General features: G+C 54.8%; 2 protein-coding genes and 2 pseudogenes. All 4 read right to left on the bottom strand.

Going from position 1 to position 3,026, the window contains the following annotated elements:
• Window positions 1-185: 185 nt before the first annotated feature.
• The gene (locus tag NKH05_RS32805; RefSeq protein ID WP_353027090.1) at window positions 186-962 is read right to left on the bottom strand and encodes a radical SAM/SPASM domain-containing protein; all 777 of its coding nucleotides are present in this window, start codon (window positions 960-962) and stop codon (window positions 186-188) included.
• Window positions 963-1,296: 334 nt separating this feature from the next.
• A pseudogene (locus NKH05_RS32800) lies at window positions 1,297-2,290 on the bottom strand (1-aminocyclopropane-1-carboxylate deaminase).
• 315 nt (window positions 2,291-2,605) lie between these two features.
• The gene (locus tag NKH05_RS32795; protein ID WP_353027088.1) at window positions 2,606-2,926 is read right to left on the bottom strand and encodes an exopolysaccharide production repressor protein; all 321 of its coding nucleotides are present in this window, start codon (window positions 2,924-2,926) and stop codon (window positions 2,606-2,608) included.
• 29 nt (window positions 2,927-2,955) lie between these two features.
• Window positions 2,956-3,026: pseudogene (locus NKH05_RS32790) on the bottom strand (ferredoxin III, nif-specific); the annotation flags it as partial.

Genomic DNA, 3,026 nt, shown 5'->3' with positions numbered 1-3,026 from the left:
ACAACCATGCACCCGGCAGCGTCGTCTCAACGCAATTACATGCTTGACGTCCCAGCGGCGATTAGACAACCTCATCAGGTCAATTCTCTCGCGCTTCAGGCGGTTTGCCGACCTCCGTCAGCATGCGGACGCTTTTGGATGGGCATATTCGCACATCCTACAAAGCAGAAAGCCATCCGTCCCATTCATGCGGTCGACGATTCGGCTAAAAACGGCCCTTCAAAAAGATCTGCGTATTCGTCGCGCAGAAGATTGCCTAATACGTGGCGCCGTTCAAAATCCATGCAGCAGAGCGTAACGTCACCGTTTGGGAGAAGAACCTTCCGATACTGCCGTTCGTCAACGCATGTCAGTGCGCCGACGACTGGCTGCCGTGGTTCGACGACCTTCGGATCAACGCTTCCACCCCTGCTGCTCAGAGGCCGCGCGTGAACTAGCGCTTCGGCCGGGATTATGCCGGCGATGTCCGGATGAACCTCGCCCAAGACTATAAACCGAATTGAGGCGATGTCTGTATCGACCATTTGACGAATCAAAGCGAGATACTTGTCTCCGACAAGACGGCTATTCATGTATGCGCCATCATCGAGAACATGGACCACGAATACCCTTGAGCGCAGCGCTTGCAAGCGGTGTAGATCCCGCCCCTTCATTCCTACAAGCGTCGTGAATATCCGGATGCCATGGCCTCTGGCGTAAGCGTGCTCGACCATTTTGGTGCAATCCGGATTGAGCCAAGGCTCGGAGTACCCGGCGAAACTAATGTCGACGGAAGTTGGAACGCGCGCCAGACGTCGCTTGAAATCTCCAGTATGAAGATGCTTCACATGAGAGACCGCTCTTTGCCGACGGGCGAACTTGTCCTGTGGACAATAAGAACATCCGACGATGCAGCCGGTGGTCGTCGTTATTTCTAAGTCCCTGCCACCCGGAATGGCAGAGCCCAGTTCCTGTAAGATCATCCGATATGCCTCCACTTTTCTCGCGCTCTGGTCAATCCTGAACTTTCAAATAACAACTCTAATTTGTTAAATTGATAGAAGTTGTTTCACCCGCCAACAGACATTGAATTATGTCTCTTATGATATCGGTCCATCAACTAGGATTGTAATATTTCACGATAACCCTCTCCAATTTCCTCAGCAATCCATTGATTAAATTTTCCAAATGAACTCGGTCAGCTTCGCGTTCTGCGGCAATCAACCTCCGGCTCCCTCGGTTTGCTGGGCGGCCCTCGGACCAACTTTGGGCGCATCGCCGGAACGGCAGGACGGCTAAATTGCAATCTGTCGAGCGTCAGCCGCTGCGGAAGGTGTAACCATACCCGTTGATAGCCGGCGCGCCGCCGAGATGCGCGTAGAGGATCCTCGACCCTTCCGGAAACAAGCCCTGCTGGACGAGGTCCTTCATTCCTTGCATCGATTTGCCCTCGTAGAGGGGATCAGTAATGATTGCCTCGAGCCGCGCACACAGGCGGATGGCCTCCTTCGTTTCCTCGGACGGAATGTCATAGTGCGGGTATGCGTAGTCCTTGAGCAACACCACGTCATCTCCGTTCCGTTCCGAGATCGACGAGCTCCGCTGTATGTTGGGCAATCTTTAGCACCTGCGCCTTTGGTCTTTGCGGGGGTGGCAGAGGCATCGATACCGACCATATGCGCTGTCGACCGTGATGGGCGAATTGGACGAGCATGCCGGCATGCGTTGAACCTGTGACCGTGCAAACAACGATATAGTCGAAGGCAAACCCAAGCTGTTTTTCCTGAGCGCGCACCTCCTCCGCGAACCCACGTAGCCCAGGCCGCCGTTCGGGTGAACAGACGCTCCAGCTGGTATCGCATAAGGCCCCTTGACTTGACTTCATCGAGCGCCTGTTCCCAATTGCGGCGGTTGCCGATATCGAAGCCCTCGTCGACGAGGCGTACTTCTGCTCCCATGATCTGGCTCAAGAGAATGTTGCCGACCCGGTCGTAGACGGCATCCTCGTGGGGTACCCATCTCTCCTGAACCAAGAGACATTTCATGCCAATCTTGGTGGCGACCGCGGCGACCATGCGCGTGTGGTTGGACTGCACGCCGCCGAGGGTGACGAGCGTATCAGCATTTGACGCGATTGCGTCGGGGATGATGTATTCGAGCTTGCGGAGCTGGTTTCCGCCGAACGCGAGACCGGAGTTGCAGTCCTCGCGTTTGGCGTAGATTTTCACGTTGCCTGCCTGGAGAGGCGGTCGAGCTTCTCGATGGGCGTGGGTCCAAATGTGAGCGGATAGTGTCCAAACTTTTCGAGCATTTTCTCTCCGGCAACACGCGATGGAGCAGAATGAGCCATCCACGATTCATATGGAGGCGTCCTTGATTTGACGTCATCTGCATTTCCGGCGCCACAATATTCCCATTTACGATTTCCAGCGCCTCGTTCGTCATTGAGAGTTGCAACCGCACGCCGGCCTGCGAGAGAACCAATGCGTATGGGATTCAAGAACTGCATCTCCTGGAGTAACTACAATGACCGGATTGGGGTCATCAGTATTCCTTCTAATATCTCCTTAATGTTTGTGATTGGTCCAAAGTTTGCCAGCTTGAGCACTGACCTTGTCATGGCGCCTCAAGGCAGCAGCAGCGATATGGCCAGCATTTTATCGCGCTGGAGCAAATTTGCGGACTCATTCGTGACCTCATCAACGTGTGGCTCGGATACAACCTCCTTGCAACTGCCGAAATACGCAGCCCTTTGGCCAGCTCGGTTAACGCAGCCAGACCGCCAGATCAGAAAGAGCACGCTTGCGAAATAGGCCAACTGAAGGAGCAACGAACAAGCCAGCGTCGTGACGACTACTGTGCGGATGCAATGAGAAGCGAAGTAGACAATCAGAGCGTTGCTGCAGAGGACCAGCCCCAGGACGCGACAAAAGATTTTTAAGGGCAACGCCGTTCTCCTGGTTTTGTCTCCTCAGATCATGCTGCGACGTGGTCGGCCGCAACATGGGTCTGGCAGTTCTTCGGGCAGACGCGGCCGCAGGCTCCGC

Source organism: Mesorhizobium sp. M1399 (assembly GCF_040317735.1).
GTDB lineage: Bacteria > Pseudomonadota > Alphaproteobacteria > Rhizobiales > Rhizobiaceae > Mesorhizobium.
Note: the sequence above shows the minus strand (reverse complement) of the source record. Positions and strands in the feature narration are given on the sequence as shown.